General features: G+C 75.1%; 23 protein-coding genes. 15 read left to right on the top strand and 8 right to left on the bottom strand.

Going from position 1 to position 24,502, the window contains the following annotated elements; translation table 11 throughout:
• Positions 1 to 5: 5 nt before the first annotated feature.
• From ACWEMJ_RS20030 to ACWEMJ_RS20020, 3 genes are read right to left on the bottom strand one after another with little or no spacing between them, the layout of a single operon-like run.
• Positions 6 to 1,055 carry an NAD(P)/FAD-dependent oxidoreductase gene (locus ACWEMJ_RS20030; RefSeq protein ID WP_452138408.1) on the bottom strand — a complete coding sequence of 350 codons (1,050 nt, stop codon included), beginning with the start codon at positions 1,053 to 1,055 and terminating at the stop codon, positions 6 to 8.
• Entirely contained in the window at positions 1,052 to 2,599 is a 1,548-nt protein-coding gene (locus ACWEMJ_RS20025) for a class I tRNA ligase family protein (protein WP_452138407.1), read from the bottom strand. The genes ACWEMJ_RS20030 and ACWEMJ_RS20025 overlap by 4 nt, the downstream gene beginning before the upstream one ends.
• A complete protein-coding gene (locus tag ACWEMJ_RS20020; protein ID WP_452138406.1) occupies positions 2,599 to 3,879 on the bottom strand; it encodes a lysine N(6)-hydroxylase/L-ornithine N(5)-oxygenase family protein in 1,281 nt (426 codons plus the stop codon). Before ACWEMJ_RS20020 ends, ACWEMJ_RS20025 begins: the two co-directional genes overlap by 1 nt.
• Before the next feature lie 203 nt (positions 3,880 to 4,082).
• Here ACWEMJ_RS20020 and ACWEMJ_RS20015 point away from each other — a divergent pair, with 203 nt between their 5' ends.
• The 5 genes from ACWEMJ_RS20015 (at position 4,083) to ACWEMJ_RS19995 (ending at position 10,639) form a co-directional block, all read left to right on the top strand.
• The gene (locus ACWEMJ_RS20015) at positions 4,083 to 5,648 is read left to right on the top strand and encodes an alpha-amylase family glycosyl hydrolase (RefSeq protein WP_452138405.1); all 1,566 of its coding nucleotides are present in this window, start codon (positions 4,083 to 4,085) and stop codon (positions 5,646 to 5,648) included.
• 65 nt (positions 5,649 to 5,713) lie between these two features.
• The gene (gene hemC, locus ACWEMJ_RS20010; protein ID WP_452138404.1) at positions 5,714 to 7,087 is read left to right on the top strand and encodes a hydroxymethylbilane synthase; all 1,374 of its coding nucleotides are present in this window, start codon (positions 5,714 to 5,716) and stop codon (positions 7,085 to 7,087) included.
• A gap of 76 nt (positions 7,088 to 7,163) precedes the next feature.
• On the top strand, positions 7,164 to 7,904 hold the full coding sequence (locus tag ACWEMJ_RS20005; RefSeq protein ID WP_452138403.1) for an SDR family NAD(P)-dependent oxidoreductase: 741 nt from the start codon (positions 7,164 to 7,166) through the stop codon (positions 7,902 to 7,904).
• 180 nt (positions 7,905 to 8,084) lie between these two features.
• The gene (locus ACWEMJ_RS20000; protein ID WP_452138402.1) at positions 8,085 to 9,242 is read left to right on the top strand and encodes a serine hydrolase domain-containing protein; all 1,158 of its coding nucleotides are present in this window, start codon (positions 8,085 to 8,087) and stop codon (positions 9,240 to 9,242) included.
• Positions 9,243 to 9,505: 263 nt separating this feature from the next.
• Positions 9,506 to 10,639 carry a methyltransferase domain-containing protein gene (locus tag ACWEMJ_RS19995; protein WP_452138401.1) on the top strand — a complete coding sequence of 378 codons (1,134 nt, stop codon included), beginning with the start codon at positions 9,506 to 9,508 and terminating at the stop codon, positions 10,637 to 10,639.
• A 76-nt stretch (positions 10,640 to 10,715) separates the two neighbouring features.
• Here ACWEMJ_RS19995 and ACWEMJ_RS19990 read toward each other — a convergent pair whose 3' ends face one another.
• Positions 10,716 to 11,093 (bottom strand): hypothetical protein, encoded by a 378-nt coding sequence (locus tag ACWEMJ_RS19990; protein ID WP_452138400.1) that lies wholly within the window; start codon positions 11,091 to 11,093, stop codon positions 10,716 to 10,718.
• 104 nt (positions 11,094 to 11,197) lie between these two features.
• Positions 11,198 to 12,013 (bottom strand): UbiA family prenyltransferase, encoded by an 816-nt coding sequence (locus ACWEMJ_RS19985; protein WP_452138399.1) that lies wholly within the window; start codon positions 12,011 to 12,013, stop codon positions 11,198 to 11,200.
• Between the two features lie 130 nt (positions 12,014 to 12,143).
• Here ACWEMJ_RS19985 and ACWEMJ_RS19980 point away from each other — a divergent pair, with 130 nt between their 5' ends.
• Genes ACWEMJ_RS19980 through ACWEMJ_RS19970 form a run of 3 tightly spaced genes read left to right on the top strand, consistent with a single transcriptional unit; the run spans position 12,144 to position 14,755 of the window.
• A complete protein-coding gene (locus tag ACWEMJ_RS19980; RefSeq protein ID WP_452138398.1) occupies positions 12,144 to 13,205 on the top strand; it encodes a type III polyketide synthase in 1,062 nt (353 codons plus the stop codon).
• 6 nt (positions 13,206 to 13,211) lie between these two features.
• The gene (locus ACWEMJ_RS19975; protein ID WP_452138397.1) at positions 13,212 to 13,730 is read left to right on the top strand and encodes an isoprenylcysteine carboxyl methyltransferase family protein; all 519 of its coding nucleotides are present in this window, start codon (positions 13,212 to 13,214) and stop codon (positions 13,728 to 13,730) included.
• Entirely contained in the window at positions 13,727 to 14,755 is a 1,029-nt protein-coding gene (locus ACWEMJ_RS19970; RefSeq protein WP_452138396.1) for an NAD(P)/FAD-dependent oxidoreductase, read from the top strand. Before ACWEMJ_RS19975 ends, ACWEMJ_RS19970 begins: the two co-directional genes overlap by 4 nt.
• Here ACWEMJ_RS19970 and ACWEMJ_RS19965 read toward each other — a convergent pair.
• Positions 14,736 to 16,049, bottom strand: coding sequence for a cytochrome P450 (locus ACWEMJ_RS19965; protein ID WP_452138395.1), 1,314 nt, complete (start codon positions 16,047 to 16,049; stop codon positions 14,736 to 14,738). The two genes, ACWEMJ_RS19970 and ACWEMJ_RS19965, sit on opposite strands and share 20 nt — an antisense overlap.
• Positions 16,050 to 16,217: 168 nt before the next feature.
• On the opposite strand from ACWEMJ_RS19965, the gene ACWEMJ_RS19960 reads away from it, so the two are divergent.
• Both ACWEMJ_RS19960 and ACWEMJ_RS19955 read left to right on the top strand, forming a co-directional pair.
• On the top strand, positions 16,218 to 16,625 hold the full coding sequence (locus ACWEMJ_RS19960; RefSeq protein WP_452138394.1) for a hypothetical protein: 408 nt from the start codon (positions 16,218 to 16,220) through the stop codon (positions 16,623 to 16,625).
• A 92-nt stretch (positions 16,626 to 16,717) separates the two neighbouring features.
• Entirely contained in the window at positions 16,718 to 17,005 is a 288-nt protein-coding gene (locus ACWEMJ_RS19955; RefSeq protein ID WP_452138393.1) for a hypothetical protein, read from the top strand.
• A gap of 52 nt (positions 17,006 to 17,057) precedes the next feature.
• Here the strand turns inward: ACWEMJ_RS19955 and ACWEMJ_RS19950 are convergent, their stop codons facing one another.
• Both ACWEMJ_RS19950 and ACWEMJ_RS19945 read right to left on the bottom strand, forming a co-directional pair.
• The gene (locus ACWEMJ_RS19950) at positions 17,058 to 17,870 is read right to left on the bottom strand and encodes an ABC transporter permease (RefSeq protein ID WP_452138392.1); all 813 of its coding nucleotides are present in this window, start codon (positions 17,868 to 17,870) and stop codon (positions 17,058 to 17,060) included.
• On the bottom strand, positions 17,867 to 18,835 hold the full coding sequence (locus ACWEMJ_RS19945) for an ATP-binding cassette domain-containing protein (protein WP_452138391.1): 969 nt from the start codon (positions 18,833 to 18,835) through the stop codon (positions 17,867 to 17,869). The genes ACWEMJ_RS19950 and ACWEMJ_RS19945 overlap by 4 nt, the downstream gene beginning before the upstream one ends.
• Positions 18,836 to 19,122: 287 nt before the next feature.
• Between ACWEMJ_RS19945 and ACWEMJ_RS19940 the strand changes: the two genes are divergently transcribed.
• The 5 genes from ACWEMJ_RS19940 to ACWEMJ_RS19920 all read left to right on the top strand — a co-directional run bounded on the left by ACWEMJ_RS19940 (position 19,123) and on the right by ACWEMJ_RS19920 (position 24,467).
• A complete protein-coding gene (locus ACWEMJ_RS19940; protein ID WP_452138390.1) occupies positions 19,123 to 19,980 on the top strand; it encodes a hypothetical protein in 858 nt (285 codons plus the stop codon).
• A 16-nt stretch (positions 19,981 to 19,996) separates the two neighbouring features.
• Positions 19,997 to 20,521 carry a DUF6529 family protein gene (locus ACWEMJ_RS19935; RefSeq protein WP_452138389.1) on the top strand — a complete coding sequence of 175 codons (525 nt, stop codon included), beginning with the start codon at positions 19,997 to 19,999 and terminating at the stop codon, positions 20,519 to 20,521.
• 117 nt (positions 20,522 to 20,638) lie between these two features.
• Complete coding sequence (locus ACWEMJ_RS19930; protein ID WP_452138388.1) at positions 20,639 to 22,090, top strand: catalase; 1,452 nt, start codon at positions 20,639 to 20,641, stop codon at positions 22,088 to 22,090.
• Positions 22,091 to 22,232: 142 nt separating this feature from the next.
• Entirely contained in the window at positions 22,233 to 23,252 is a 1,020-nt protein-coding gene (locus ACWEMJ_RS19925; RefSeq protein WP_452138387.1) for a phosphotransferase family protein, read from the top strand.
• A gap of 3 nt (positions 23,253 to 23,255) precedes the next feature.
• Positions 23,256 to 24,467, top strand: a complete 1,212-nt coding sequence (locus tag ACWEMJ_RS19920) for an acyl-CoA dehydrogenase family protein (protein ID WP_452138386.1) — start codon at positions 23,256 to 23,258, stop codon at positions 24,465 to 24,467.
• The last annotated feature ends 35 nt before the right edge of the window (positions 24,468 to 24,502 follow it).

The following is a 24,502-nucleotide window of genomic DNA, read 5'->3' as shown; positions in this document are numbered from 1 at the left end:
GATGGTCATGCCGCCTCCCTCGCGGCGGCGGCGATGCGCTCCGCGACCAGCGGGGCGGTGGAGAATCCGCTGCCGCCGCACGCGGCGCGGGTCCACAGGCCCGGGGAGACGGGGGCCAGCAGCGGGCCGCCGGTGGCGGCGTCCGCCGTGTAGTGGCAGACCCGGACGCCGACCACGGGGTGGCGCTCCAGGTCGGGCAGGATGCCTTCGCCGGCGAGGCGGTCCAGGTACGGCTGCTGGTCCTCGCCCGCGCTGTCGGTGTCCGCGACGGGGCGGCACACCGTGTCGGAGCTGAGTTTGAGCAGGGTGCCGGCGCCGGGCGGCAGCACCCAGCCGCGGCCTTCGCGGCCGAGGCCGCCCGCGGCGGGCGCGCCGTCCCAGCGGTCGCCGCCGGCGGGGCGGCCGAGGTAGACCATGGTCTGCCGGTACAGCGTGACCCGGGTGGCCGTCAGCCTGCGGGTCCACGGCCCGCCGGCCAGCAGCGCCAGGTCGCCGCGGACCACCTCGCCGCTGTCCAGCACGATCCGTCCGGAGCCGGCGAACACCGTCCGCACGGTGCTGTGCGGGCGCAGCCGCACGCCGGGCCGGGCGGCGAGCCAGCGGGTGGCGGCGCGCAGCACCCGGTCGGCGAGCAGCACGCCGCCGGTGCGCTCGCGCACCCCGACCGTCCCCGCCGGCATTCCCAGCGGCGGGAGCCGGTCGCCGGTCGGCAGGTCGAGCGGGATGCCGGCCCGGTCGGCCTCGGCGAGCAGCTCGTCCAGGCGCTCGGTCGGCCAGGCGGTGAGGACGCCGACCCGGCGGTACAGCTCGGTGCCGAACAGGGCCTCCAGCTCTTCCCAGTGGCGGTGCGCGGCGAGTCGGCGGGCGGTGCCGTCCGGGTCGCCGGGGAGCAGGGTGCGGATGGCGCGGTGCTGGTCGTGCGAGGTGGCGTCCGGGTTGGGCAGCGGGCCGCGTTCGAGGACGGTGACGCGCTGTCCGGCCCGGGCGCAGGCGACGGCGGTGAGCAGGCCGGTGACGCCGCCGCCGACCACCACCACGTGCCCGGCGCTGCTCACCGTCCGCCGCCGCGCGGGTGGGCGCCGAGCCGGGGCAGCGGGCGGGGCCGGACGGTGGTGGCTGACGGGGCGGCGGGGATGGCGGTGTCGGGCAGCGCCTCGGCGGCCAGGTCGACCAGCAGCGGGGCGGCGCAGCGCAGGAACAGGTCGAGTTCGTGCCAGAAGTCGCCGGCGTCGGCGTCGGTGACCTCCCAGCGGTCGAGCCGGCCGAGCTGTTCGGTGAGGGTGAAGGCGGCGGCGCTGAGGCTGAAGCGGCGCGGGCGCAGGGCGGCGGCGAAGCGTTCGGCGATCAGTGCGGCGGCGTGCCGGGAGCGGGCGCTGACCGGGAGCGGGCCCCGGTCGAGGTGGGCCTCGGCCTTGGCGGCGACGCGGTTCCAGGGTTCGACCAGGCGCTGTCCGCAGACCCGGTCCATGGCGGCGCGGGTGAAGTTGGTGCGCTGGAAGTCGGGGCCGGTGGCGGCCAGGTAGTAGCGGACCAGGTCGCGGGGGACTTCGGCGGTGAGCTGCCGTCCGGTGACGACGTGGCCGCGGCTGGTGGAGAACTTGTCGCTGTCGAGTTCGTAGAACTCGTTGGTGACGAAGTGCGCGGGCAGCGCGAGGCCGCCGAGCGCGAGCAGCATGGCGGTGCCGGCCAGCGCGAAGGCGAAGCTGGCGTCGGAGCCGAAGAAGTACACCACTTCGGGTCCGGCCTCGACGGCCCAGTGCCGTTCCTCGTCGCCGGGGACTTCTCCCCTGGCCTCGGCGGCCAGCGCGACGGCGTGCAGGCTCCAGGCGACGGTCTCGGTGTCGGAGTACAGCACCTGGCCGGGGGTCTCCGGGAACGGCGCGGGGATGCCCCAGTCGATGGGCAGGGTGATCGGGTAGTCGGGCAGTCGGCGGGCCATCAACTCCTCGACGAGCTGGGCGAGTCGGGGCCGCATGGTGGGGGCGAGCCGGGCGAAGTAGGAGGCCAGGGCGGCCCGGTGCTCCTCCAGCGGCAGCACCAGCACCTGGTGTTCGCGCAGTTCGACGGGGAGTTCGGGGTGCCGGGTGGAGCGCGGGTCGAGGAGTTCGCCGGAGGCGATCCAGTGGCCGCAGTTCTCGCACAGCCCGGCGCAGCCCTCGGCCAGGCAGACCGGGCAGCCGCCGCGCACGTACGCGTCGGTGAGGTACTCGCCGGTGTCCGGCAGGTACGGGAACCGCACCTTGCGCAGCCTCAAGTGCCCTTCGCCGTGCAGCCGTTCGAAGAAGGTGCGGACGGTCTTGAGGTACCGCTCGTCGAACCGGACGAAGCCGTCGGGGAGGATGCCGGCGGCGGCCAGGGTGGCCTCGACCTGTTCGGCGGCGCGCAGCCGGAGCTCCTCGGGCTGTTCGCCGAGGCGGCGGGCGGTGGTGACGATGTAGTTCTGGGTGAAGTGCACGCCGGTGCCGAACAGGGTGTCGCGGTCGGTGGCGCGGGCGTAGCGGGCGCACACGTCGGCGGACAGGAACGGCCCGGCGAGGTGGCCCAGGTGCAGGTCGCCGTTGGCGGTGGGGCCGGGGGCGATCACCAGCAGCGCGGCCATCAGCGGGCCTCCGCCGGGGCGAGGCCGTGGCGGGTCAGCAGGTCGCCGGTGATGTCGCGGGCGCGGTGGGCGAGCACGCTGATCAGCGAGTCGGCGATGCCGTGGGTGGCCTCGTTGACGCCCTGCAGGTACAGCGCGGCGTCGGCGCCGGTGCCCAGGTCGACCCGGTAGTCGCGGCTGACGGCGACCTCGGGCAGTCCGGCCTTCTCGGTCAACTCCCGTACCAGGGCGGGCATCCGGCTGTCGTAGCCGGTGCCGAGCAGCACCAGGTCGCAGCGGTGTTCGGCGGTCTTCCCGGTGCGCCGGTCGCGCAGGTCGAGCACCACCTCGCCGTCCTCCTCGCGGGCGGCGACCACCTCGGTCATCGGCCGGACCTCGGCGCGGCCGGTGCCGATCATCCTCTCCCGGTAGAGCACCATGTACAGCTCGTCGAGGAACGGCGGGGCGAGGCCCGCGTAGTTGGTCAGCCGCATCTCGTCGAGCACCTGGGCGCGCATCTCGGCCGGGGCCTCGTAGAACTCGTCGACGAAGGACGGGTAGAACAGCTCGTTGACGAACTTGCTGGTCTGGTAGTTCTGCAGGCCGATCGAGCGGACCAGCATGGTGACGGTGGAGTTCGGCAGGTTCTCGTACAGCGCCATGAACATCTCGGCGGCGCTCTGCGCTCCGCCGATCACCACGGTGCGCAGCGGCGCGTCCTTGTCGACGGCGCTGATCCGGCTGCGGAAGCGGGCGCTGTGGATGACCTTCTCGGCGGGCAGGTCGGCGAACACCGCCGGGATGTGCATGTCGCGGCCGGCGCCGACCACCAGGTCGCGGCAGCGGATGGTGTCGCCGTCGGCGAGGGTGACCTGCCAGCCGATCAGCCGGCCGTCCCGGTCGTAGCGGGGCTCGGTGGCGGTGGCCCGGGCGTCGTAGCGGATCCGCACCTTCTCCAGCGAGGCCGCCACCCACTGCAGGTAGTCGGAGAACTCCCAGCGGTGCGGGTGGAACGTGCCCAGGTTGATGAACTGGTCCAGACGGCCGTGCTGGTGCAGGAAGTTGAGGAACGAGAACCGGCTGCGCGGGTCGCGCAGCGTCACCAGGTCCTTCAGGAACGAGACCTGGCTGCGGGCCCACGGCATCAGCAGGTCGCGCTGCCACTTGATGTCCGGGGCCTGCTCCAACAGCAGTGTGCCTTCGGCCAGTTCGGCCGATCCGCTCTCCTCGATCGCGGCCGCGAGGGCCAGGTTCGCCGGGCCGGCGCCGATCGCCAGGACGCCCACTTCCAGATCAGCCATGCTCTCCCCCAACTCGGGTCTCTCCAGGGCCGGTTGTCGCGCCGAGAAACCTAGGGAGCCGGCCTTCCCGGCAGGTAGGGCCGGCTTCCCGGCCCGGGGGGAATTTCCGGAACGCCCGCCTGCGGTCCGCCCGGTTCCGCGGCGGGCGTGGCGGGCATGGCTGAGGGGTACCGCCGTGGTGTTCGGGACGAGAGGGGCCGGGTGTGGGGACCGAGTGGGCGCGGGGCGCCGTGCTGTACCAGATCTATCCGCAGAGTTTCGCGGACGGGAACGGGGACGGCGTCGGCGACTTCGCCGGGCTGACGGAGCGGCTGGAGTACCTGCAGTGGCTGGGGGTGGACGCGGTGTGGCTCAACCCGTGCTTCGTCTCGCCGTTCGGGGACGCCGGGTACGACGTGGCGGACTTCCTGGCCGTCGCGCCGCGCTACGGCGCGCCGGAGGACCTGGCGAAGTTCACCGACGCGGCGCGCCGCGCGGGCATCCGGGTGCTGCTGGACCTGGTGGCGGGCCACACCTCCGACCGGCACCCGTGGTTCGTCCGCTCGGCGAGCGACCCGGACGACCACCGCTACGTGTGGGCCGACCGGCCCGCACCGGGCTTCGTGGCCTCACCGGGCAGCCGGCCCGGCTGGTACCGGCCGAACTTCTTCGACTTCCAGCCCGCGCTCAACTTCGGCTACGCGCAGTCCAGTTCGGACGAGCCGTGGCGCCAGCCGGTGGACGCCGAGGGCCCCCGGGCGAACCGGGCGGCGCTGCGCGAGATCATGGCGCACTGGTTCGGCCTGGGCGTCGCGGGCTTCCGGGTGGACATGGCGTCCTCGCTGGTGAAGGACGACCCGGGGTTCGTGGAGACCGGGAAGCTGTGGCGACAGACCCGGGCGTGGATGGACGCCCACCACCCCGACAACGTGATCCTCGCCGAGTGGGGCGACCCGGCGCGCTCGGTGCCGATGGGCTTCCACGGAGACTTCTTCCTCCAGTTCGGCGGGCCGCAGGACGGCGCCCCGCTGCGCTCGCTGTGGGACAACGGCGCGGGCACCGTGCACGAGCACTGGCCCGCGCAGCCCTGCTACTTCGACGCCGCCGGCCTGGGCTCGATGAAGCCGTTCACCGCCGAGTGGGAGCGCGCCGCACAGGCGATGCGCGGCCGGGGCTTCGCCGCACTGCCGACCGCGAACCACGACTACTCGCGGCTGGCGACCGGCCCGCGCACCCGCGAGCAGCTGGCGGCGGCGTTCACCTTCCAGCTGACCTGGCCGACCGTCCCGGCGATCTACTACGGCGACGAGATCGGCATGCGCTTCGTGCCGGGCCTGCCGGACACCGAGGGCAGCGTGCTGGGCCCGCACTACAACCGGGCGGGCTGCCGCACCCCGATGCAGTGGGACGCGACCCCGGACGCCGGGTTCTCCACCGCGCCCGCCGAGCGCTTCTACCTGCCGCTGGACCCCGCGCCCGACCGTCCGGACGTCGCCTCGCAGCGCGCCGACCCGGCCTCTCTGCTGCACCAGGTGCGGCAGTTGATCGCGCTGCGCCGCGCGCACCCGGCGCTCGGGCCGGACGCGCCGGTCGAACTCCTGCACACCGGCTACCCGTTGGCGTACCTGCGCGGCGACCGCCACCTGGTGGTGGTCAACCCGCGCCGCACCCCCGCCCACCTGCCGGTGGAGCGGGACCTGCCGGGGCGGCTGCTGTTCGGGCGGGGCGTGTCGCTGACGCACTCGGCGCTGCACGCGGACGGCTTCTCGTACGCGGTCTACGGCCTCTGACCGCCCGTACCGCACAGCAGTTCGGCCGCCGCCGTGCGCAGCTGGAGCACGGTGCGGCCGGTGCGGTGGCGGGCGGCTCGGTGCTGAACGCGCTCGCCTTCGCCGGGTTCGCCCTGCTGCCCGGCGCGCCCGGCCGGGCCGTCGGCGGCGGGCCGGTCGCCGCGATGCCGGTGTACTACCTCGCCGAGACGGTCGCCACGCGCGGGCGAGGGGTCGCCACGCCCGGGCGCGAGGAGTTGAGTGCGGCCCTCGCCCATCCGGGCCGGCGCGGACGGTACCTGGCGGTCGACCGGCTCTCCTGGGGCGTCGGCCGGGCGCTCGCCCCCGGCCTGCTGACCTTGCTGTTCGTCCACGGCCCGGCCCTGGCCGTTCCTGCTCGCCGCGTCGCTGGCCGCCCTGCCCGCGCTGCCCCGCCTGGAGCGCCCGACGGCCGCGTTTTCCGACATTCCGTCGGAAAACGGAACGCCCGTGAGCGGCTAGCATGCCGTCAGGGTGAGCTTCAGCAGCGGGAGTTGACGATGGTCGAACTGGTGGTGGGTTCGCGGGCCAGCCAACTGGCCAGGACCCAGGTCCGGGAGTTCCTCGCGCCGGTCCGGGAGCGCTTCCCCGACCTGGTGATCCGCCACCGGGCGATCCTGGAGGACGGCGACCTGGACCGCAGGGCCGCCCTGCGGGAGGTCTCCGAACGCGGCGGCGGCTCGGCGTTCTCCACCAACCAGGTCGCGGCACTGCTGAACCGCGAGGTGGACGTGGTCGTGCACTCGCTCAAGGACCTGCCCACCGAGAACCCCGACGGCCTGATCCTGCTGCCCCCGCCGCCCCGCGCAGACGTCCGCGACGCACTGTGCGGCGCCCCGCTCGCCGCCCTGCCTCCCGGCGCCCGGATCGGCACCTCCGCCGCCCGCCGGATCGCCCAACTCCTGCACGTCCGGCCGGACTTGCGCCCCGAACGGATCCGCGGCAACGTCCCCACCCGGCTCGCCCGACTGAAGTCGCTGGACGCCGTGGTGCTGGCCGCCGCCGGACTGCGCCGCCTCGGCCGGGCCGCCGACATCGCCGAACTGCTCCCGCTGGAGCTGTTCCCGCCCAGCCCCGGCCAGGGCGCGCTCGGCATCCAGCTCCGCGCGGACAACACGCTGGCCCGCGAACTCCTCGACCACACGGGAGACTTGACCACCGACGCGGAGGTCCGCGCGGAACGCGCCATGCTCGCCGAACTCCACGGCGGCTGCTCCGTCCCGGTCGGCGCGCACGCCACCACCGCCGACGGCGTCCTCACCCTGCACGGCCAGGTCACCTCGGTCGACGGCGTCCGCCAGGTCGAGGCCCGGCTGTCCGGCACCCCCGACGAGCCGGAGAAGCTCGGCGTCGCGGTGGCCGGCGCACTGCTCGACCGGCACGCCGACAGCATCCTGGCCGAGGCCCGGGCGTACGCCTGACCCGCCCTCCTCCGGCCGGAGCGCCGGGTCGGATTCCCGCCAGCGGCGGCCTCGGCCGGGCACAAGTATCAACCCCATGAACCGACTTGAAGGAAACGTCGCACTGGTCACCGGCGGCGGCCGGGGCATCGGCGCGGCCGTCGCGCTCCGCCTGGCCGAGGAGGGCGCGGACGTCGCCCTCACCTACCGCGAGGGCGCCGCGCCCGCGCAGCGGATCGTCGAACGGATCGAGGCCCTGGGCCGCCGGGCACTGGCCGTCCGGGCCGACAGCGCGGACTCCGCCGCGCTGGACGCCGCCGTGGAGCGCACCGTCGAGGTGCTCGGCCGGCTGGACGTGCTGGTGAACAACGCCGGCGTCTTCCTGGTCGGCCCACTGGAGCAGCTGGGCCGCGCCGAGATCGACACCACGTTGGCGGTCAACGTCCGCGCCCCGTACGAGCTCGCGCAGGCCGCGTCCCGGCGGATGACCGAGGGCGGCCGGATCATCAGCATCGGCAGCAACATCGCCGAACGGGCCCCGTTCCCCGGGCTCGCGCTGTACTCGATGAGCAAGACCGCCCTGGTCGGCCTCACCAAGGGGCTGGCCCGCGAGCTCGGCCCGCGCGGCATCACCGTCAACCTCGTCCACCCCGGCCCCACCGACACCGACGCCAACCCCGCCGACGGCCCGAACGCCGGGGCCATCGCCGCCCTGACCGCGCTCGGCCGGTACGCCGAGCCGGCGGAGATCGCCGCCACCGTCGCCCACCTGGCGAGCCCCGACGCCCGGTACGTCACCGGCGCGGTGATCTCCGTGGACGGCGGCTTCTCCGCCTGACGGCGTACGCCGCCCCTGACCGGCCGTCAGGGTCGGCGCGCCCTCGGCGTACCCCGCCGGGACCACCCGCCCGGCGCCGCGCTGCGACCGCAGCAGGTGCCGGGCTCCTCCGCCGCGGCGACGACGGGGCGGAGGGGCGCGTGATGGTCTGGAGGCACCGTGCCGCCTCCCGGAGGATCCATGAACCCGCCTGCCACGTACCGCCGTTACCGCCGCCACCGCCGTCGGACGATCGTCGCCGCGGCCGTCCTGGCGGCGCTCGCCACCGCGTCGCCCGCGGTCGCCGCCACTCCCCCGCCCACTGCCCCGCCCGCTCCCCGGCTGGACGCCCTGGTGGCGGAGCTCGGCGTCCCCGGCGCGCTGGCCACCGTCCGCGACCAGCACGGCCGCAGCACGAGCGCCGCCGCCGGGGTCGGCGACCTGGCGACCGGGGCGCCCGTGCCGGCGGACGGCGAGGTGCGGGTGGGCAGCAACACCAAGACCTTCGTCGCCGTCGTGGTGCTGCAACTCGCCGCCGAGGGGCGGGTGCGACTGGACCGCGACATCGACCACTACCTGCCCGGACTGGTCCGCGGCGACGGCATCGACGGGCGGCACATCACCGTCCGCCAGCTGCTCCAGCAGACCAGCGGCCTGCCCAACTACACGGCGTACCTCGACGACGACCCCCGGCCCTACCAGCCCCGCGAGCTCCTCGACCTCGCCCTGCGCCACCCCGCCGCGTTCCCGCCCGGCGCCTCCTGGCAGTACAGCAACACCAACTACCTGCTGGCCGGGCTGCTCGTCGAACGCGTCACCGGCCACAGCATCGGCCACGAGCTCGACACCCGGATCGTCCGACGCCTCGGCCTGCGCCACACCTACTTCCCGGCGCCCGGAGAGAGCGCCCTGCGGGGCCCGCACCCGCACGGCTACTACCGCGACGGCGGCGAACTCGTCGACGTCACCGACCTCGACCCGTCCTGGGCCTGGGCGGCCGGCCAACTCGTCTCCACCAACGCCGACCTGAACACCTTCTTCACCGCCCTGCTCACCCCCGGCCGGCTCCTCCCCGCCGCCCAACTCGCCCAGATGCGCACCACCGTCCCCGCCGACGCCACCTTCGGCCCCGGCGCCCGCTACGGCCTCGGGCTGGTCAGCCGGCCCCTCACCTGCGGCGGCCGCTACTGGGGCCACGGCGGCAGCATCCCCGGCTACGAGACCCGCACCGGCGCCACCCCCGACGGCCGCGCCGCCGCCCTCGCCGTCACCGAACAGCTCGACGACCCCGCCGCCCGCCAACGCCTCGACGCCCTGATCGACACCTCCCTGTGCACCACCGGGCCAACCCCGCACTGACCCGCCGACCGCTCCGGGCGACGCCCCTCCTTCCGCCATCTTCCGCCACTTCCCGTTCGCGCGCGCCTCGTTGATGTCCCGGCGGCCGCTTGGAACGGTGGGCACGGCAGCACCACCGACCACGATCAGCGGGAGACCGAGATGAGCACCGACGACACCGCCACCGCCGGAGGCGACCGCCTCCCCGGCACGCCGTGGACACCGCCGCCCACCCCACCGTCCCCTGACAGCGGCCCGCCGCCCGGGAGCGGGGGACGGCGCAAGTGACGCTCGCGTCCGAGCAGGAGGGCCGCTCCGCTGCGGGGCGGTCCTTCGCCGTCCCCGCCGAGTGGGCCCCAGCCTTCGACGCCCTCCCGCGCTCGCTCTTCCTGCCCGACCTCGTCTGGGCCCACGACCTGGCCACCGGTACCAGCCGTCCGCTCGACCGCCGCACCGACGGTCCGGGCTGGTCGGCCGCCTCGGCCGCCGACATCCCGATCGTCACCCAGTGGGACGACGGGGCCCACCGCGGCACCGAACCCGGCGCGGTCCCGACCAGTTCGGCCTCGCAGCCCTCGCTGGTCGCCTCGATGCTGGGCGAGCTCCGCGTCGAGCCGGGCATGCGGGTGATCGAACAGGGCACCGGCACCGGCTGGAACGCCGCCCTGCTGGCCCACCGCCTCGGCGACACCTTCGTCACCACCGTCGAGATCGACCCGCGGGTCGCCGCCCATGCGCGCACCCGCCTGCGCGCCGCCGGCCACTGCCCGCGCACCGTCTGCGCGGACGGCGTCCACGGGCACCCGGACGGCGCGCCCTACGACCGGACGATCGCCACCTACGGCCTGCGCGGGATTCCGCGTGCCTGGATCGAGCAGACCCGCCCGGGCGGCCTGATCCTCGCCCCGTTCGGCACCCACTACTCCCACGCGGACGCGCTCCTGCGCCTCACCGTCCGTGCGGACGGCACCGCCGAGGGGCCGTTCCTTTGGCCCGTCGAGTTCATGAAGATGCGCTCCCAGCGCCTCGCCCGGCCCGCACCCCCGCCCCCGGGCGGCGCGGTCAGCGACACCACCACCGGCCAACTCCTGCCGGCGCACGCCAAGTTCGACGCGTTTCCGTTCGCCGTCGGCCTGCGCCTGCGCGGAGTCACCCACGCCGTCCAGCCCCACCCCGACGGCTCCCGCACCCTGTGGCTGTACTCCCTCACCACCCCGGCCTGGTCCGCCGCCACCTTCCGCGACGGCGCCCGCACGCACCCGGTGCGCCAGTACGGCGCCCGCCGCCTCTGGCCCGAGTTCGAACGCGCCCTCACCTGGTGGCACCACTCCGGCCGGCCCACCGTCGACCGCCTCGGCCTCACCGTCACCCCGACCGGCCACCACGCCTGGCTCGACAGCCCGGACCATCCGATCTGAGCCCTGCCCCTTACGGGCACGCACCGGCCCGGGCCGTCCGCACGGCCCGGGCCGGTCTTGAACTACCCGTGAATCACTAGCACTTGGGGATCCAGTTGTTGTGGAACGCGGCGGCGCCGTCCACGTACGGGGCGAAGACCCAGCCGCCGACCTGCTGGTAGGGGGCGCCGCCGTAGATCTCCTGGTAGGCGTGGTACCAGACGTCGCCGAAGTTGCCGACGTTGCCGCCGACGGTCCAGCAGTTGACCGCGACCGAGTCGCCCGGGTGCAGGTCGGGGACGCCGACCTTGGCGGAGCTCGCGTTGGGGGAGAAGTAGACGCCGGCGCTGTAGGTGTTGCCGAGCGCGATCACGATGCCGGCCTGGGCGGGGCTCGCCCCGGTGCCGACGGCGGCGGCGGTGGCCGCGACGAGTGCGGCGGTGGAGATGGCGGCTCGCTTGAGCACCTGGCCCATGGGTGTCCCCTTGAGTGGAGTGACGCTTGAGGTGTCCATGGCATCAGAGCCCAGGAGGCGGTCACCATCCGGTTTTTGGACAACCTCGGCCGACGCGCCACCGCCTACCCGCCGCGCAGCCCCCCGCCGGCCAGCAGCAGCGCCACCGCGACCGCCGTGGCGGCGATGACCGCGAGGAACGGGAGGCGACCGCGCGGCGCGACGAGCACGGCGAGGGCGGGTGGGGCGGCGACGGCCAGCACCGGCCAGCCCGGCGCGAGCAGGAACGCCGCGGCGGTCGCGGCGAGGACGGCGATCAGGCCCGAGACGCGCGCCCCGGCCCGCTGCGGCAGGCCGCGGACCCCGGCGGCCCGGTCCGCGGCCAAGTCCGGCAGCACGTTGGCGAAATGTGCCGCGACGCCCAGCAGCGCGCCCGCGCCGAGGACGGGCGCGGCGGGCCAGGGCCGGCCCGGCAGCGCGAGGGTGACGAACGCGGGGAGGAGCGCGAACGCCACCGCGTACGGCAGCCAGGACCACCAAGTGCCTTTCAGTCGCAGGTTGTACGCCCAGCCCGCCGCCACCGCCACCAGGTGCGCGGTCGCCGCCGCGACCCCGCACGCCGCCGACAGCAGCACGCACCCCGCGACCGCCCACCCGGCGGCCCCCGCAACCTGACGAGCAGTCAATTCAGCACGGGCGAGCGGCTTGTCGGTGCGCCCGGCAGCCGCGTCCCGTCGCCGGTCGATCAGGTCGTTGCTCCACCCGATCGACAACTGCCCCGCCGCGACGGCCCCTCCGGTCAGCAGCGTCCCCGCCGCCCCCCGCCCGGCCCCGGCGGCCATCGCCGCGGCCAGCCCGGTCACCGCCGCCGCGGGCACCGGGTGGCAGGCCCGCACCAGCCCCGCGATCAACCCCCGGTCCGCCACTGCCGCTTCGCTCACCCCGGCCACGCTAACGGTCCGCGCACCCATGGCCCGGGATCACCGCGCCGGGCGGCGCCGGATCGAGCTGGACGCGCCCGGCGCAGGGGGATTGCCCGGTTCGGGTGGGTTCGGTCCCTATCCTGGGCCGGTGACGCGGATCGCGGCAGTGTGCGGGGTCCTTCCGCCCCATCGGTACCGGCAGGGCGAGTTGGCCGCCGGGCTGGCGGCCCTGCGCGGCGGGGCGGGAGACGAACTCGCCCTGTCGGAACGGTTCTTCGCGGGCTCGGGAGTCCACTCCCGCCACCTGGCGTTCCCGCTCGAACGGCACGAGGAGTTCGACGGCTTCGGCCCGGCGAACGACGCCTGGCTGGAGGCCGCGGCCGAACTCGCGCACCGGGCGGCCGAGTCGGCGCTCCGCCAGGCCGGCTTGGCCGCCGAGCAGGTCGACACGGTGGTCTCCACCACCGTCACGGGCATCGCGGTGCCCTCGCTGGAGGCGCGGATCGCGTCCCGGCTCGGCCTTCGCGAGGACGTCCGCCGGGTGCCGCTGTTCGGCCTCGGCTGCGCGGGCGGGGCGGGCGGACTCGCCGTGGTGGACGGGCTGTTGACCGGCCGCGACAACCGCCGGACGGCCCTGCTGCTGGCCACCGAACTGTGCTCGCTCACCCTGCAACGGGCCGACACCTCACCGGCGAACCTGCTGGCCACCGCACTGTTCGGGGACGGCGCGGGCGCCCTGCTCGCGGTCGGCGACGGCCACCCGGCGGCGGGCGGCGGCCCGGCGGTGGTGGCGACCCGCAGCCGGCTGTACCCGGGCACCGAACGGCTGCTCGGCTGGCAGCTGCGCAACTCCGGCTTCGGCATCCTGCTGGGCCCCGAACTGCCGGAGCTGGTACGGCTGCACGTCGCCGAGGAGGTGTCCTCCTTCCTCGCCGCGCACGACCTGAAGCCGGGGGACGTCGGCGCCTGGGTGTGCCACCCGGGCGGGCCCCGGGTGTTGGACGTGCTGGGTGAGGAACTCGGCCTGCCGGAGGCCGCGTTGGCACCGAGCCGGGAGTCGTTGGCGCGCTGCGGCAACCTGTCCTCGGCGTCGGTGCTGCACATCCTGCGCGAGGTGATCGACCAAGGCCCGCCCGGGCCGGGCGAGTTCGGGCTGATGCTCGCCCTCGGCCCCGGCTTCGCCTCCGAACTCGTCCTGTTGCGCTGGTAGTTGCCGATGATCGCCTACACCTTGCTGGTCTCGCTGGTCGCCGTCGAGCGACTGGCGGAGCTGCTGGTCGCCCGCCGCAACGCCGCCTGGAGCCTGGCCCGCGGCGGCGTCGAGTACGGGCGGCGGCACTATCCGCCGATGGTGGCCCTGCACACCGGCCTGCTGGCCGGCTGCCTGCTCGAAGTCGCCTGCGCGGAGCGGCCGTTCGTGCCGGTCCTGGGCTGGCCGATGCTGGCCCTGGCGCTCGCCGCGCAGGGGCTGCGCTGGTGGTGCATCCGCACGCTGGGGCCGCGCTGGAACACCCGGGTGATCGTGGTCCCGGGCCTGCCACTGGTGGCCGGCGGGCCGTACCGATGGCTGCGGCACCCCAACTACCTGGCGGTGGTGGTGGAGGGCCTCGCACTGCCGCTGGTCCACTCGGCCTGGGTGACGGCGCTCGGCTTCACCCTGCTCAACTCCCTTCTGCTGCACACCCGTCTGCGCTGCGAGGACGCCGCACTGCGACTCTGCGGGGCGGCCGCGTGATCGACCTGCTGGTGATCGGCGGCGGCCCGGCGGGGTTGGCCACCGCGATCCACGCCGCCCGCGCCGGACTCTCCGCCACCGTGCTGGAGCCCCGCCCGACCCCGGTCGACAAGGCCTGCGGCGAGGGCCTGATGCCGGGCGCGGTACGGGCGTTGGACCGCCTCGGCGTCACGGCCGAGGGCCGGCCCTTCCACGGCATCCGCTACCTGCAGGCCGACGGCCCCCGCACCGCCGAGGCCCGCTTCCGCACCGGCCACGGCCTCGGCGTGCGCCGCACCGCGCTGCACGCCGCCCTCGCGGCCCGCGCCGAACAGCTGGGCGTCCGGCGGACGACCGGCCGCGCGGAGAGCCTCGCCGTCTCCGAACGATCGGTCACGGTGGGCGAGTTGACCGCCCGGTACGCGGTCGCGGCGGACGGCCTGCACTCCCCCGCCCGCCGCCTGCTCGGGCTCCACCGGCCGGCCGCCGGCCGCCACCCGGCCCGGTACGGGCAGCGGCGGCACTACGCGGTGCGACCGTGGAGCGACCTGGTGGAGGTGTACTGGTCGCGGCACGCGGAGGCGTACGTCACGCCGGTGTCGGACGCGACGGTGGGGGTGGCGGTGCTCGGCTCGCAGCGCCTGCCGTTCGACCGCCAACTCGACTTCTTCCCGGCCCTGTTGGAGCAGCTGGCCGGGGCCGGCGCGGGCCCCGTCCGAGGGGCCGGCCCGCTGCGGCAGCACGCGGCGGCGCGGGTGCACGGACGGGTGCTGCTGGTCGGCGACGCCGCCGGCTACCTGGACGCCCTCACCGGCGAGGGCATCGCGATCGCCCTGGCCTCCGCCGAGGCCGCCGTCCACTGCCTGGCCACCGGCCGCCCGGCCGGCTACGAACGCGCCTGGCGCCGCGCCACCCGCCCCTACCGCCTGCTCACCACCGCGCTCCTCGCCGCCCGCCACCACCCCGCCCTCGCCCCCCGCATCGTCCCGCTGGCCGCTGCCGCCCCGCCCCTGTTCCGCACCTGCGTCAACCTGCTCGCCCACTGACCCGGGCCTCCAGCCGCATCGGCTGCGGCCCCGGCGACAGCACCAGCCGGGGCACCGGCCGGACCGCACCCGCCACCGCCGGGCGCAGCCGCCAGCGGCCGGCCACCGTGGCGAGCGCCAGGGTGGCCTCGACGGTGCCGAAGCGGTCGCCGAGGCAGCGGGTCGCGCCGAGGCCGAAGGGGAGGTAGGCGCCGTGCGGGAGGGCGCGGTCGGGGTCGAACCGGGTCGGGTCCGGGAACAGCTCGGGGCGGCGCTGGAGCAGGTACAGGCTGCAGACCACCAGCGCCCCGGCGGGCAGTCGGGCGCCGCCGAGTTCGAGGGGCCGGGTGGTGGTGCGGCTGATCGCCCAGGCGGGCGGGTAGAGCCGCAGCGTCTCGCCCACCACCCGTGCGGCGTAGGGCAGTTGGGCGAGGTCGGACCAGCGGGCCGGCTGCCCGGCCGGCCCGGCGTCGACCTCGGCGTGCAACTTCCGCTCCACCTCCGGGTGTTCGGCCACCAGCCGGAGCGCCCAGGCCAGCGCGGCGGACGTGGTCTCGGCCCCGGCCAGCACCAACGTGGCCACCTGGTCGGCGAGTTCGCGCTCGTCCAGCGGAGCGCCGTGCTCGTCGCGGGCCCCGAGCAGCATCGACAGCACGTCGTCGCGCGCGCGGCCGCGCGCCCGGTAGTCGGCGATGATGGCGGCGACCCCGGCGTGCCAGGTGCGCAGCGCGCGGCGGTACTCGCGGCGGGCGCGGGTGGGGAGCAGGTCGGTGGCGGGCAGCACGACGCGCCGGTAGAGGCCGCGCAGCAGCACGTCCAGGGCGTGGCGCAGGCGTTCGGCGGCGTCGGCGGTGAGGCCGGCGGAGAACAGGGTGCGGACGGCGACGGCGGTGGTGAGGGTGAAGGCCTCGTGGGTGACGTCGACGGTCTGCCCGGATCGCCAACGGGCGGTGAGCGCCGCGGTTTCGGCGGTCATCGTCTCGGCGTAGCGCGGCAACAGGGCCCGCTGGAAGGCGGGTTGGACGATGCGGCGGAGCCGTTGGTGGTCGGCGTGCGGGCAGGTGGCGAGGCCGTTGCCGAGGAAGGTGCGGATCTTCGCGTAGAGCGGTCCGCTGCGGTCGAAGTCGTCCCGTTCGGTGAGCACCCGGCGGATCAACTCCGGTGCGCCGACCAGGTAGAGGTCGCGCGGGCCGATCCGGACGCGGACCAGGTCGCCGTGTGCGGGCAGGGTGTCGAGGAAGGCGATCGGGCGGCGGATCATGGCCGGCAGGTGGCCCAGCAGCGGGAGGCCGCCGGGGGCGGTGGCGGGGTGCACGGGCCCTCGATTCGATGACGGGACGCGAATGGCGCACACGATACGTCACGACCCGAGCACGGTGTGCAACAATCGTGCCGCATCCGGGTGGTGATGATGCGTCAGGTGCGGCTCTCGCCTCCGGCCCGGTGCCGCTGCGGCCCCGGCCCAGCGACAGACGGGATGCCTGTGCCCTCCACTCCGACGCCCGCATCGACGGATGCCTTCACCGTTGCCGACCGTCCCGTCCCCGCCGCCGCGCCCGCCTCCGGGCCCGCCTCCGGCGTGCGGCGCCGCCTCACCGTCACGGTGCACGTCGACCCGGCCGGGCGCGTGCTGCTGTACCGGCGCACCCCGGCGGCCCTCGCCCACCCCGGGCACTACGACCTGTTCGCCCGCCGGATGCCGGCGGAGGGCCACCCGGCGGGCGGCTTCCTGGTGGTGCGCCGCCTGCTGACCGACCGCCCGCCGGCGCCGTGGCCGGGCGAGGCCGACTGGTGCGGCTTCGTCCGCCCCGCCGAGCTGCTGGCGGGCCGCTACCGCCCGCTGGTCCCGGGCCGGCTGGACGTGCTGCGCCGGCTGCTCGCCGCCGACTGAGGCCCACCCTCCGCGTTCGCCCCCGCACTCTCTGCCCGCACCGTCCGACCTGCACCGATGCCGGTCCGTCCGGGGCGCGGGACACTGGGGGCATGAGCAAGTCCGGAGACATATTCCACCCGCCGGTCGTGGTCCGCCCGCCGACCCGCGGGGCGCGCCCGTACCGGCGGGTGGAGATCTACGGGCGGACGGTGGGGCGGGCCACCTCGGAGGCGGACGTCGCGGAGTTCATCCGCCGCGCGGGCGTGGACGAGCCGGACCTGGACGACCCGGACCTGGTCGCCTGGCGCGGCGGCGACCGCACCGTGTGGACCCAGCAGCCCGAACCCGAGCCCGATCCGGAGCCGGAGCCGGAGCCCGCCCCCGAGCCGCCGTCCTGACCCCGCAGCCCCCAGCCCCCGGAGCGCCGTCGAGCCCTGTCGGCCCGGCGGCTCACACGGCCTTGCGGTAGAGCCACACCCCCAGCGGCGCGAACGCGGCCACGATGCCGACGTCCCAGGCCAGCGCCTGCCAGACCTGCGAGCCGACCGGCGTGCCCAGCATCAGCGCGCGGACCGCGCCGGCGGTGATGGTCACGGGCTGGTGGTTGGCGAACACCTGGAGCCACCCGGGCATGGTCGCGGTGGGCACGAACGCGGAGGACGCGAACACCAGCGGGGCGAGCACCGGGAAGGCCGCGGCGGTCGCGGTCTCGGGGTCGCCGACGGCCAGCCCGACCACGGCGAACACCCAGGACATCGCGAAGCCGAACGCCAGCACCAGCAGCGCCCCGGCCAGGAACCCCCAGGCGTTGCTGTGCACCCGGAAGCCGACCAGGAAGCCGACGCCGCTGATCAGCGCCACCACGAACACGTTCCGGGCCAGGTCGGCGGTGGTCCGCCCGGACAGCACGGCGGAGCGCGCCATCGGCAGTGAGCGGAAGCGTTCCATCAGGCCGGTCTGCAAATCGGTGGCCAGCCCGATCGCGGTGTTGACCGCGCCGAACGTGACCACCTGCACGAACACGCCGGGCATCAGGTAGTCGACGTAGCTGGTCCCGTGCAGGGCGGCGCCGACCACCCCGCCGAACACGTAGCGGAACATCAGCACGAACACGATCGGCTGCACGGTGGAGAAGATCAGCAGCCGGGGCACCCGGCGCAGCGCGATCAGGTTGCGCCAGCAGACGGCGAGGCCGTCGCGGACGGGCGCGAGCAGGCGTCCGGACAGGCCCGCCTCGGGGGCCAGGTCGGTGGCGGCGGTCATGTCGGGCCTCCGGAGGAGGTGCGGTGGCCGGTGAGGGCGAGGTAGACGTCGTCCAGGCTGGATTCGCGGACGGCGATGGTGCGCGGGGTGAGCTGTTCGGATTCCAGGGCGTGCAGGACGTCCATCAGCAGCAGTGACCCGTCGGGGCTGGCCAGCCGCAGCAGTGCGCCGTCCCGCTCGGGGGTGCGGGCCAGCCGGTCGGCGAGCAGGGCGGCGGCGCGGGCCGCGCGCGGGTCCTCGCCCATGCCGAGTTCCAGCACGGTGGTGCCGAGCCGGGCCTTGAGGGCGTGCGGGCTGTCGTCGGCGACCACCCGGCCCTCGGCGAGGACGGCCACCCGGTGGGCGAGCCGGTCGGCCTCCTCCAGGTACTGGGTGGTGAGCAGCACGGTTGTGCCTTCGGCGACGAGTTCCCGGATCAGCTCCCACAGCGCGGTGCGGCTCTGCGGGTCGAGTCCGGTGGTGGGCTCGTCGAGGAACAGCACGGGCGGTTCGGGGACGAGGGCGGCGGCGACGTCGAGCCGTCGGCGCATGCCGCCGGAGAAGGTACGCACGGGCCGGTCGGCGGCGTGCGTGAGGTCGAACCGGGCGAGCAGGTCGGCGGCGCGCGGCGACCTGCGGTGGCGCGGGAGCTGGGTGAGCCGGCCGATCAGGCGGAGGTTCTCACGGGCGGTCAGGTTGGGGTCGACGGCGGCGTACTGGCCGGCCAGCCCGATGGTCCGGCGCACGGCGGCGGGGTGGGCGACCACGTCGGCGCCGAGCACCTCGGCCCGGCCGCTGGTGGGCCGGATAATGGTGGTGAGGATCCGGATCGCGGTGGTCTTGCCCGCGCCGTTCGGCCCGAGCAGTCCGAAGACGCTGCCGGACGGCACCTCGAAGTCGACGTCGTCGAGGGCGACGAGGTCCTTGAAGCGCTTGCCGAGCCCCTGGACCCGGATCGCGGGTGGGGTGCTGTGCTGGGTGGTCATGGGCGCCCCCTCGGGCGGAGTCGTACTTCTCCAGTGTCCGCCCGTCCGGGCGGGGCGCGCAGAACGGGCCCCGGGCTGACGGGCCGCCAGCCGCGCCCGGTGCGCGGGGTGGGCCGTCCAGGGCAACGCGGTACCCCCTGGTGCGGACCGGGCCCGCTCTGGAGTGGCCGGGCGGTGCCCGCCGGGGGTGGATGGTGCCCCGGGCCCGCCCGGACCCCCTGTGCTAGCAACCCCCGCTCGAAACCCCCGCCCGAGACCCCCCGCCGCTCCGTCGCCCAGGAGTCGTGATGCCCCGTACCCGTCGTGTCGCCGCCGTCGCGCTGCTGTCCCTGTCCGCTTTCGCGGCCGCCGCCTGCGGTGCGGGTTCCGCGCCGAGCGCCCCGCCGGCCGCCGGGTCCGCCCCGGACGGGTCCGGGCCGGCCGGGTCCGCGTCGGCGCCGGCTCCGGCCGCCGGGGCGAGTCCGTCGGGCGCGTCGGCGTTCGCGACGGCGGTGGGCACCCGGGTGGGCCTGGCGAGCGTGGGCAGTCTCGGCCCGGTCCTGGTGGACGAGCAGGGCCGCACCCTGTACCTCGACGGCGCGGACACCACGGTGCACGCCACCTGTCTGGACGAGTGCGCGAAGTCCTGGCCGCCGGTGACCACGCCGGGCTTCCCGCTGGCCGGCCCGGGCGTGGACGACGGGCTGCTGGGTGCGGCGGCGCTCGCCGACGGGACGGCGCAGGTGCTGTACAAGGGCCACCCGCTGTACCGGTTCGCGGGCGACCGGGGCCCGGGCGAGGCCGCCGGGCACACGGTGGCGGACCCGCACGGCACCTTCTACGCGGTGACCTCGCTGGGCGACCCGGTGGGCGTCGACATCTCGACCCTGCACGGCGCGGGAGGCGTGCCCTCGGGGGCGGCGAGCCCGACCGCCGGCGGGTCCGGCATTCCGTTCGTCTCGGCCGCCCCGTCGCCGCCCGCGACCCCGTCCGCCGCTCCCGTCACCCCGGCCGTGCCCACCACTCCGCTGGTCCCGTACGTCCCGGCAACGCCGTCCGCGCCCGCCGTGGTGCAGCCGCCCGACACTGCGGACACGGATCCGGGCACGGCCCCGGAGGCGGGCGACCCGGACGCGGGCTTCGACGACGGCGCCCAGGACGGCTGAGGTGCGGCGGGCGGGCGTGTCCGCGCAGACCGCGCTGGCGGTGCTGGCGCCGCTGGTGATCACGGCGGGACTGCTGTGGTTCGGCCGGGCGCACACGCCGCAGGCCGGGCGGAGCCTGTTCGGGGCGTCGGGGGTGGACGCGCTGCGGCTGAAGTCGCAGCTCGGGTCGGCGCTGCTGGGCCTGGCCCTGGTGCAGGTGCTGCTGGCGCTGTGGATGTACCGGGGCGGCCCCTCGGGGCACCGGGTGCGGCTGTGGCACCGGCTGGGCGGGGCGGCGGCGTTCGTGCTGTCGCTGCCGATCGCGCAGCACTGCCTGCTGGCGTACGGGGTGCGGTTCTCCGACGCGCGGGTGGCGGTGCACTCGGTGGCGGGGTGCTTCCTGTACGGGGCGTTCGCGGCGAAGGTGCTGCTGGTGCGGCACGGCCGGCTGCCGGGGTGGGCGCTGCCGGCGGCGGGCGGGGCGCTGTTCTGCGCGGTCGGGCTGCTGTGGTGGACGGCGGCGCTGTGGTTCCTGAACGACTACTCCACTCCGGGGTTCTGACCCTGCGGCGGTCGGCGGCCTGCGGTTGTGGGCGCTGCGGGCCGGTGGTCGAGTGGGGGCAGCCGCGGTGGACGACCCTCGACGCCGCCCGGCACAGCGTCCGAGGAGGAGTCCCCGATGTCCCAGCACGTCCCGTTCACGACGAACAACGCGGGTGTCCCGGTCGAGAGCGACGAGCATTCGCTGACGGCGGGCCCGGTCGGCCCGGTCCTGCTGCACGATCACTACCTGGTCGAGAAGATGGCCCAGTTCAACCGGGAGCGGGTGCCGGAGCGGGTGGTGCACGCGAAGGGCAGCGGCGCGTACGGCACCTTCGAGGTGACGGCGGACGTCAGCCGGTTCACCCGGGCGGACCTGTTCCAGCCGGGCAAGCAGTGCGACATGCTGGCCCGGTTCTCCACCGTGGCGGGCGAGATGGGCTCGCCGGACACCTGGCGCGACCCGCGCGGCTTCGCGCTCAAGTTCTACACCGAGCACGGCAATTACGACCTGGTCGGGAACAACACGCCGGTCTTCTTCGTCCGCGACCCGATCAAGTTCCAGGACTTCATCCGGTCGCAGAAGCGCCGCCCGGACAACGCGGTGCGCGACCACGACATGCAGTGGGACTTCTGGACGCTGTCGCCGGAGTCGGCGCACCAGGTGACCTGGCTGATGGGCGACCGGGGCATCCCGAAGAACTGGCGGCACATGGACGGCTTCTCCTCGCACACCTACAGCTGGGTGAACGCGGGCGGCGAGCGGTTCTGGGTGAAGTACCACTTCCGGACCGACCAGGGCAACGACTTCCTCACCCAGGAGGAGGCGGACCGGCTGGCCGGGGTGGACGGCGACGTGCACCGGCGCGACCTGTTCGAGGCGATCGAGGGCGGCGACTTCCCGTCCTGGACGCTGCACGTGCAGGTGATGCCGTTCGACGAGGCGTGGGACTACCGGTTCAATCCGTTCGACCTGACGAAGGTGTGGCCGCACGGCGACTACCCGCTGATCGAGGTCGGCCGGTTCACCCTGAACCGCAACCCGGAGGACCACTTCGTCCACATCGAGCAGGCCGCGTTCGAGCCGTCCAACCTGGTGCCGGGCATCGGCGTCTCGCCGGACAAGATGCTGCTCGGCCGGATCTTCTCCTACCCGGACACCCACCGGTACCGGATCGGCCCGAACTACGCGCAGCTGCCGCCGAACCGCCCGCACGTGCCGGTGCACTCGTACAGCAAGGACGGCCCGATGCGCTTCGACGCGGCCCGCACCGCGCGCCCGTACGCGCCGAACTCGTACGGCGGGCCGGCCGCCGACCCGGAGCTGTGGGGCGGGCCGCTGGGGTGGGACGTGGCCGGGAAGATGGTGCGGGAGGCGTACCCGCTGCACCGGGAGGACGACGACTGGGGGCAGGCGGGCACGCTGGTGCGCCAGGTACTGGACGACGCGGCCCGCGACCGGCTGGTGTCCAACATCGCCGGGCACCTGCAGCAGGGGGTGTCCCAGCCGGTTCTGGAACGTGCGTTCCAGTACTGGCGCAACGTGGACCGCGCGCTCGGCGACCGGGTGGCGACCGCCGTCGCCCGCTGATCGCCCACCCGCCTCGCCGCCCGCCCGGTCCGCGCTTTCGTCCGCGCCCCCGGGCGGGCGGCGCTCGTTGACAACTCGGGCCCTCGGAGCAATCCTAAGCAAGCGCTTAGTCAGCTCACTTTTCCCTTGCGAGGTGCCCCCGATGACCACCGCCGCTCCGCCCGGACTCGACCTGGAGAGGCTGCGCGCCCACCTGGACGCCGCCCTGCCCTCCCCCACCGCCGGACCGCTCACGGCCCGCCGGTTCGAGGGCGGCCGGTCGAACCTGACCTATCTGGTCGAGGACGGCGCCGCCCGCTGGGTGCTGCGCCGGCCCCCGCTCGGGCACGTGCTGGCCACCGCACACGACATGGCCCGCGAGTACCGGGTGCTGGGCGCGCTGGCCCCCACGGCGGTGCCGGTGCCGCAGCCGGTGCTGCTGGTCGAGGACGAGGCGGTGATCGGCGCGCCGTTCTACCTGATGGAGTACGTCGAGGGCGCCGCCCACCGCGACACGAAGACCCTGGCCGCCCTCGGCGAGCAGCGCGTGCACGGCCTCGGCCTGCGGCTGGTGGACACCCTGGTCGCCCTGCACGCGCTCGACCCGGAGGCGCTCGGACTGGCCGGCTTCGGCCGCCCCGAGGGCTTCCTGGAGCGCCAACTGCGGCGCTGGGGCAAGCAGTTGGACGCCTCCCGCAGCCGCGAGGTGGCGGGCGTCGACGAGCTGCACCGGCGGCTCGCCGAGACCCTGCCCGACTCCCCCGCCCCCGCGCTGGTGCACGGCGACTACCGCCTGGACAACGTGCTGGTCGGCCCGGACGACCGGATCACCGCCGTGCTGGACTGGGAGATGTCCACCGTCGGCGACCCGCTCACCGACCTCGGCCTGCTGGTGATGTACACCGAACTGGCCCGCCGCTTCGACGGCGTACTGCCCGGCGCGGCACTCGCCCCCGGCTTCCCCGGCACCGCCGAACTGGTCGGCCGCTACGCCGAGTCGTCCGGCCGGGACGTCTCGGGCCTCGGCTGGTACGTCGGCTTCGCCTCGTTCAAGCTGGCGGTGGTGCTGGAGGGCATCCACTTCCGCTGGACCAGGGGCGAGACGGTCGGCGCCGGCTTCGACCGGGTCGGCGACATGGTGCCGCTGTTCGTGGAGTTCGGACGCGCGTCGGTGGAGGGCTGAGCGATGGACTTCGGATACGACGCCAGGACGGTCCACCTGCTGGGTGAACTCGGCGCGTTCATGGACGAGTTCGTCTACCCGGCGGAGCCGGTGCTGGCCGCGCAGCTGGACGACCCGGAGCGCGAGCCGTGGACGATCCCGCCGGTGGTCGGCGAACTGCGGGCGGCAGCCAGGGCGCGCGGCCTGTGGAACCTGTTCTTGCCCGGGGAGCACGGCGCGGGCCTGACCAACCTCCAGTACGCCCCGCTGGCCGAACTCACCGGCCGCTCCGTCCTGTTGGCCCCGGCGGCGATCAACTGCGCGGCCCCCGACACCGGCAACATGGAGCTGCTCGCCCAGTTCGGCACCCCCGAGCAGCGCGAACGCTGGCTGCGCCCGCTGCTGGACGGCACCATCCGCTCGGCGTTCGCGATGACCGAGCCGGACGTGGCTTCCTCGGACGCCACCAACATCACCACCCGGATCGAGCGCGACGGCGACGAGTACGTCGTCAACGGCCGCAAGTGGTACATCACCGGCGCGATGAACCCGGACTGCCGCATCCTGATCGTGATGGGCAAGACCGACCCGGCCGCCGAGGCGCACCGCCAGCAGTCGATGATCCTGGTCCCGCGCGACACCCCGGGCGTCCAAGTGCTGCGCGGCATGCGGGTGTTCGGGTACGAGGACGCCGACCACGGCGGCCACGCCGAGATCCTCTTCGACGACGTCCGGGTGCCGGCGGCGAACCTGCTCGGCGAGGAGGGCTCCGGCTTCGCGATCGCCCAGGCCCGCCTCGGCCCGGGCCGGATCCACCACTGCATGCGGGCCATCGGCATCGCCGAACGGGCCCTGGAGCTGACCTGCCGCCGGGTCAACTCCCGGATCGCGTTCGGCCGTCCGCTCGCCGACCAGGGCGTGGTGCAGGAGTGGGTCGCCGAGGCGCGGGTGCGGATCGAGCAGGCCCGGCTGCTGGTGCTGAAGACCGCCTGGCTGATGGACACCGTCGGCAACCGGGGCGCGCACACCGAGATCCAGGCCATCAAGATCGCCGTCCCGTCCACCGTCGAGTGGATCCTCGACAAGGCCGTCCAGGCGCACGGCGCGGCCGGCGTCAGCCAGGACACCGTGCTCGCCCAACTCTGGTCCGGCAACCGGACGTTGCGGCTGGCCGACGGTCCGGACGAGGTGCACCGGCGCTCGCTGGCGCGGCGGGAGCTGAAGAAGTACCGCTGAGCGGGCGTGCGGGGGCGGCCGGTGCCGAACCGGCC

Source organism: Kitasatospora sp. NPDC004531, assembly GCF_053602195.1.
This window is presented reverse-complemented; position numbering and strand designations above follow the sequence as displayed.

Bases quoted from the DNA above. Each gene is read 5' to 3' on its own strand.
- ACWEMJ_RS20025 (WP_452138407.1), bottom strand. From the start codon at position 2,599: ATGGCCGCGCTGCTGGTGATCGCCCCCGGCCCCACCGCCAACGGCGAC.
- ACWEMJ_RS20020 (WP_452138406.1), bottom strand. From the start codon at position 3,879: ATGGCTGATCTGGAAGTGGGCGTCCTGGCGATCGGCGCCGGCCCGGCG.
- ACWEMJ_RS20005 (WP_452138403.1), top strand. From the start codon at position 7,164: ATGAACCGACTTGAAGGAAACGTCGCACTGGTCACCGGCGGCGGCCGG.
- ACWEMJ_RS20000 (WP_452138402.1), top strand. From the start codon at position 8,085: ATGAACCCGCCTGCCACGTACCGCCGTTACCGCCGCCACCGCCGTCGG.
- ACWEMJ_RS19990 (WP_452138400.1), bottom strand. From the start codon at position 11,093: ATGGGCCAGGTGCTCAAGCGAGCCGCCATCTCCACCGCCGCACTCGTC.
- ACWEMJ_RS19975 (WP_452138397.1), top strand. From the start codon at position 13,212: ATGATCGCCTACACCTTGCTGGTCTCGCTGGTCGCCGTCGAGCGACTG.
- ACWEMJ_RS19955 (WP_452138393.1), top strand. From the start codon at position 16,718: ATGAGCAAGTCCGGAGACATATTCCACCCGCCGGTCGTGGTCCGCCCG.
- ACWEMJ_RS19950 (WP_452138392.1), bottom strand. From the start codon at position 17,870: ATGACCGCCGCCACCGACCTGGCCCCCGAGGCGGGCCTGTCCGGACGC.
- ACWEMJ_RS19945 (WP_452138391.1), bottom strand. From the start codon at position 18,835: ATGACCACCCAGCACAGCACCCCACCCGCGATCCGGGTCCAGGGGCTC.
- ACWEMJ_RS19940 (WP_452138390.1), top strand. From the start codon at position 19,123: ATGCCCCGTACCCGTCGTGTCGCCGCCGTCGCGCTGCTGTCCCTGTCC.
- ACWEMJ_RS19930 (WP_452138388.1), top strand. From the start codon at position 20,639: ATGTCCCAGCACGTCCCGTTCACGACGAACAACGCGGGTGTCCCGGTC.
- ACWEMJ_RS19925 (WP_452138387.1), top strand. From the start codon at position 22,233: ATGACCACCGCCGCTCCGCCCGGACTCGACCTGGAGAGGCTGCGCGCC.
- ACWEMJ_RS19920 (WP_452138386.1), top strand. From the start codon at position 23,256: ATGGACTTCGGATACGACGCCAGGACGGTCCACCTGCTGGGTGAACTC.